5 protein-coding genes are annotated in these 5,234 nt (G+C 70.2%); all 5 read right to left on the bottom strand.

Going from position 1 to position 5,234, the window contains the following annotated elements; translation table 11 throughout:
* Positions 1-1,995, bottom strand: a 1,995-nt coding sequence (locus AB4Y86_RS11480) for an alpha-mannosidase (protein ID WP_441402357.1), incomplete at its 3' end; no start/stop codon positions are given.
* 106 nt (positions 1,996-2,101) lie between these two features.
* Positions 2,102-2,971: a formate dehydrogenase accessory sulfurtransferase FdhD gene (gene fdhD / locus AB4Y86_RS11475; protein ID WP_441402356.1), complete on the bottom strand. Its 870-nt coding sequence runs from the start codon at positions 2,969-2,971 to the stop codon at positions 2,102-2,104.
* A 105-nt stretch (positions 2,972-3,076) separates the two neighbouring features.
* A complete protein-coding gene (locus AB4Y86_RS11470; protein WP_441402355.1) occupies positions 3,077-4,582 on the bottom strand; it encodes a molybdopterin molybdotransferase MoeA in 1,506 nt (501 codons plus the stop codon).
* Entirely contained in the window at positions 4,579-4,866 is a 288-nt protein-coding gene (locus tag AB4Y86_RS11465; protein WP_441402354.1) for a DUF6457 domain-containing protein, read from the bottom strand. The genes AB4Y86_RS11470 and AB4Y86_RS11465 overlap by 4 nt, the downstream gene beginning before the upstream one ends.
* The coding region (gene mobA, locus AB4Y86_RS11460; protein WP_441402353.1) for a molybdenum cofactor guanylyltransferase at positions 4,863-5,234 on the bottom strand (372 nt) is incomplete at its 5' end. The genes AB4Y86_RS11465 and mobA, both read right to left, overlap by 4 nt.

The raw sequence follows: 5,234 nt of genomic DNA, 5'->3' as shown, positions 1-5,234 counted from the left end.
GTTGTCCAGCACGTAGCCGTCGCCGGCCGCCTCTGCGTGGACGGGCACGGCCGGACGCACGGGTCCGGCCGCGGCGAGGGCGGGGACGCCATCACGCGCGTGCGGAGCGGCGTTGAGCAGGAATTCCTGCTCGCCCTGACCCAGCACCGCGGCGGCGGCCTCGGCAATGATCTCCTCCAGCTGCCGGCCGACGGCGGCATAGTTCCGTTCGGCGTCCTGGTGCACCCAGGCGATCGCGCTGCCCGGCAGGATGTCATGGAACTGCTGAAGCAGCACCAGGCGCCAGAGTCGTTTGAGTTCGGCCGCCGGATAGCGTGCGCCGGCACGGACCGTAGCGGTGGCGCACCACAGTTCCGCTTCCCGCAGCAGATGCTCGCTGCGCCGGTTGCCGCGCTTGGTATTGGCCTGGCTGGTGTAGGTGCCGCGGTGGAGTTCAAGGTACATTTCCCCCACCCAGACGGGGAGGTCCGGATAGTCCGCCTCGGCGCTGGCGAAGAAGTCCGAGGCCGCGCCGAGCCGCACCTTGGGGGATCCTTCCAGGTCCGCGGTGCGGCGCGCCGCTGCCAGCATTTCACGGGTGGGGCCGCCGCCGCCGTCGCCATAACCGAACGGGAGCAGGGACATGCTGCCGCGGCCGTGGTCCCGGTAGTTGCGCTCGGCGTGCGCGAGGTCCCGGCCGCTGATTTCGGAACTGTAGCTGTCCACCGGCGGGAAATGCGTGAAGAGCCGGGTGCCGTCAATCCCCTCCCAGCTGAAGGTGTGGTGCGGCATCCGGTTGACCTGGTTCCAGGAGATCTTCTGGGTCAGGAACCAGCGGCTGCCGGCCGCCTTGACGATCTGCGGCAGCGCGGCGGAGTAGCCGAAGGTGTCCGGCAGCCACGCTTCCCGGCATTCGACGCCGAACTCCGCCAGGAAGAAGCTTTTGCCCTCCAGGAACTGCCGCGCCATCGCTTCGCCGCCGGGCATGTTGCTGTCCGATTCGACCCACATGCCGCCCACCGGGACGAACTGTCCGGTCCTGACCTTTTCCCGGATCCGGCCGTACAGCTCCGGGTAGTATTCCTTGATCCAGGCGAGCTGCTGCGCCGAGGAGCAGGAAAACACGAACCGGGGGTCCTCGTCCATGAGCGCAACGACGTTGGAGAACGTCCGTGCGCACTTCCGGATGGTTTCCCGGACGGGCCACAGCCAGGCGGAGTCGATGTGTGCATGGCCGGTGGCAACCAGCTGGTGGGCCGAGGCGTAGGCCGGCCGGGCCAGCACCTCGGCGAGCGCCGCCCGGCCCGCGGCGGCCGTGCCCGGGACGTCGTCCGGGTCCATCACATCCAGCATCCGTTCCAGCGACCGCAGGATCTCATGCCGGCGGGGCAGCTCCATCGGGAGTTCGTGCATGAGTCCGCGGAGCGTTCCGATGTCCTGTTGCAGTTCCCAGACGGACCGGTTCAGCTCGGCGATGACGATCGGGCCCAGACGGTACTGTGCCTTGGCGCCGGCCGTGGCCTTGTCCCCGTAGGGGGTGGCCGCGAACGTCCAGCCCTGCGAGAGGTCCGGATTGGCGGCCGCTTCTACGTAGAAGTCCACCGACATGCCGCCGCCCAGCAGCTTCAGGGGAATGTACTGGTTCCGCGGGGAGAGTGCCTTGATGACGGTTCCGTCGGCCCGCCAGGCCGTGCCCTCGCACTGGAAGCCGGGAAGATCGGCGCTGAAGCCCAGGTCCACCAGAATTTCGACGGCGGTATCCTCCGTGCTCCCCCAGGAACCGGGGACCTCGCCTTGGAGCCGCAGCCATTTGGTGCTCCAGGGCCGGCCCCACGGCGCGCCGGGCTCCTGCGGTCCGAATTCCTGCCGCAACGCCTCCTGTACGGGGACAGGCTCGCCCGGCGCATCCCAGCTGCTCAGTGCGAGCGGAGCCGTGCGCGGGTACACCGCGGGGAGGATGCGTTCGCGCAAAAAGCGGTCCAGCCGGACTTCCGTGAGACGGCGGTCGTCGTGCAATGTGATCCTCTTTGCGCTGGTGCGGATGAAGCGACGTCGGGTCCGAGCCGCTGGTCCAGTCGATGGATAAAAATCTACGTCGGCTGCCGCGGTTATGCCAAGGCGCTTATCCGATCGCTGCCGGAACGGACACGCGGCTGTGGCCGGCGTAGACGTTCAGGGAGGTTCCCCGGCTGAACCCTGCCAGCGTCATCCCGCTGGCCTCGGCGAGCTCCACGGCCAGGCTAGAGGGTGCGCTGACGGCGGCCAGCACCGGGATTCCGGCCAGCGACGCTTTCTGTACCAGCTCGAAGGACGCCCGGCCGGAGACCTGGAGGACGGTTCCGCTCAGGGGCAGCAGGCCTTCCCGCAGCGCCCAGCCCACCACCTTGTCCACCGCGTTGTGCCGGCCGACGTCTTCGCGCAGGCAGAGCAGTTCCGCGGTACCGTCGTCGGAAATCCGGAACAGCCCCGCGGCGTGGACGCCGCCGGTGACGTCGAAGACGGCCTGGGCTTCGCGCAGCAGGTCCGGCAACGAGGCAAGCGTCTCCACCGGCAGGCTCAGCGGGTCCGCGGCGGGGCTGWAGTGCGAGGACTTCCGCACAGCTTCGATCGAGTCGGTGCCGCAGATCCCGCAGGAGCTGGAAGTGTAGACGTTCCGCCCCGTGTCCGGCCGCACGACGTCGGCCCGCAGCTGCGCCTCCACCACGTTGAACGTCTGGACGCCGTCCTCGTCCTCACCGGCGCAGAACCGCAGCGAGAGGAGCTGCTCCGGGGTCCAGATAACACCCTCCGAGACGAGGAACCCGGCGACCAGATCGAAGTCGTGCCCCGGCGTCCGCATCGTGACGGAGAAGGACAGGCTGCCCAGCCGGATCTCGAGCGGTTCCTCGACGGCCAGCACATCTTCCCGGTGCCGGACCGGGAATTCCAGTGCCTGCGGCGAGCCGTCCAGGACAATCTTGTGCACTTTGCGGCGCTGTGTCAGGCGGCCCATCGGATACTCCTCATCAGCATTGCGTCCCGTCTCATCACGGTGTGTGGCCCGGCCGCGCGGCGGCGGCCGGAAGTTCCTGTTTCCATCATGGTCTTCGGCCGCCCCTCAGCCAAGAAGGCCGCTCCAGTCCACCGGGCCGTCCGCCGCCGGCTTCCGGGCGGACCGCTTGGTGGCGGGCTTCGCGGGCGGTTTTTCGGCGGCCGGATCCGGGAGGGGTGCGCCCCACGGGAGCGGGAACGCCGGCACCGGCTCCCCCAGCTGCACACCGTGCGGCGGGACCACCAGGACGCCGTCGGCCGCTGCCAGTCCGCGCATCATGCCCGGGGCGGTGTGCTGCGCGGGCGAGGCCATGCCGTAGAGCATGCGGAACGGCATCAGTCTGGTCCGGCCGGGGTCGGGATCGATCATGGTGCCGCACGGAACCTCGGTCACCGGGGGCGGCGTCGAGTGGCCGAGGGCGGCCAGCAGCGGGGTTCCGATCGTGGACAACGCCATCATGGCGGCGAGCGGGTTCCCGGGCAGCCCGATGACGAAGCGGCCGTCCGGCAACTCCGCCAGCACGGCGGGGTGGCCCGGGCGCATGGCGATCCCGTCGATCAGCAGCCGGCCGCCCAGTTCCACGACAGTGCGTCGGAGATGGTCCGTGCCGGAGCGGCCGGTCCCGCCGGTGGTGATGACGACGTCGGCCGGCACTGGACCGGCAGCCCCCAGCTCCGCGCCGGACTCCGGCCCAGTTACCGGGCCCTGTTCCGGGACGGGGGCGTCGGTGTCCTCAAGTGCCGCGAGCCATTCGGCGTCGCTGTCGCCGATTTTGACCTCCTCGGCGCAGATCCCGCCAAGCATTTCGACGACGGCGGACAGCTGCGGCCCGAAGGTGTCCCGCACCTCTCCCGGTCCGGGGACGCCGCTGCTGACGACTTCGGAGCCGGTGAGCACGAGGCGGACCACAGGCTTGCCCAGGACCGGCAGCGAATCGTGCCCGGCGAGGGCCGCCAGTGCCAGATGCGCCGGGTTGAGCACGACCCCTGCCTTGACTAGGACCTGCCCCGCCGTGGCCTCTTCCGCAGCCGGGCGGATGTGTTCGCCGTTGCGGGGTTCCCCGGGTCTTGCGCCGCCGCCCAGTTTCAGGACCGGCAACCCGTCCTCATCCGCGGCGATGATGCCACTCTCGCTGCGGAGCACGGCTTTAGCGCCCGCCGGGATAAGTCCGCCGGTGACGATCGGGCTGGCCTGGTGCGGGGCCAGCCGCTGACCGGGCTCGGCCAAGATCCACGGACCGCCGCCGTTGACGGCCCAACCGTCCATCGCTGAGGAAGCGTAGTGCGGCATGTCATGCAGGGCCGACACGTCCTCCGCCAGCGTCCTCCCCAGGGCGTAGCGGAGCTGCACGGGCGCGGGCGGGATGGGGGTGGCGCAATCAAAGGCCAGCTGCCAGGCCTCCTGCCAGCTGTGGGCGAGGTGCCGGTGCGGCGCCGGTGCGGGGTCCGCTCCGTCGGGCCTCGTTTCGGCGCCGGGTGCGGCGGCTGTTGCGGAGTCGGAGCCGGCCTCCGCCCCGGCGGCAGCCGGCTCGGAATCGCCCGGGTCCGCGCCGGAAGGGGGCCCGGGCGTCATGCCCCGGGAGCCTCGGCGGCGGCGTATTCCTTGGCCAGCTTCCGGGCAACGCCCATGGCCGCCTGCATCGACACGGTGTCTGTCGCCTGGCCGGAGCCCGCGGCCAGTCCGGCGGCGAAACCGGCAATGAATGTGGTCAGCGGCGCGGCAGGACGGACGATTGAGTGCGCGGCCACGCCAGCCAGGCCGAGCACGTCGTTGATGTCGACCTCAACGTCCTCCAGCTCAAGGGCCTGGAGCAGGGCGCGGCACCAGTCTTCGAGCGTTTCATCCTGGCTTTTCACCGTTTGCCTCCAATGTTGAATTCGGCACAGTCGCCTTGGATCGGACCGGGACCGGACACCCCCAAGGCGGAGGCATCGTCCCAAGTGTCCACGTCGTCAGTGGAACCGGGCGGAACCGGGACGGTGCACAGCTCAAGACTAGCAAGGAGGGCGAAGACCGAGCCTCCCTCCAGGGCGTACCGCCGGGCCGCGTCGGCAACGGCGCGCTGCAGCGCAGCCGTGCCATAAAGACCCACGAGGGGCTGCCTGCGTCCGTCCGCCGAGAGTGCGACGGCGCCGTCGCGGCCGCCGTCCGCGCCGACGGCCAAGGCGCCCAACAGGGCATTCACGGCGCCGGCAACCCGCGGCATATCGCAGGCAAGCAGCAG

It is taken from the genome of Arthrobacter sp. 2YAF22_2, from assembly GCF_052114645.1.
GTDB lineage: Bacteria > Actinomycetota > Actinomycetes > Actinomycetales > Micrococcaceae > Arthrobacter.
The sequence above is the reverse complement of the archived record's forward strand: the minus strand, read 5'-3'. Positions and strand labels throughout refer to the sequence as shown.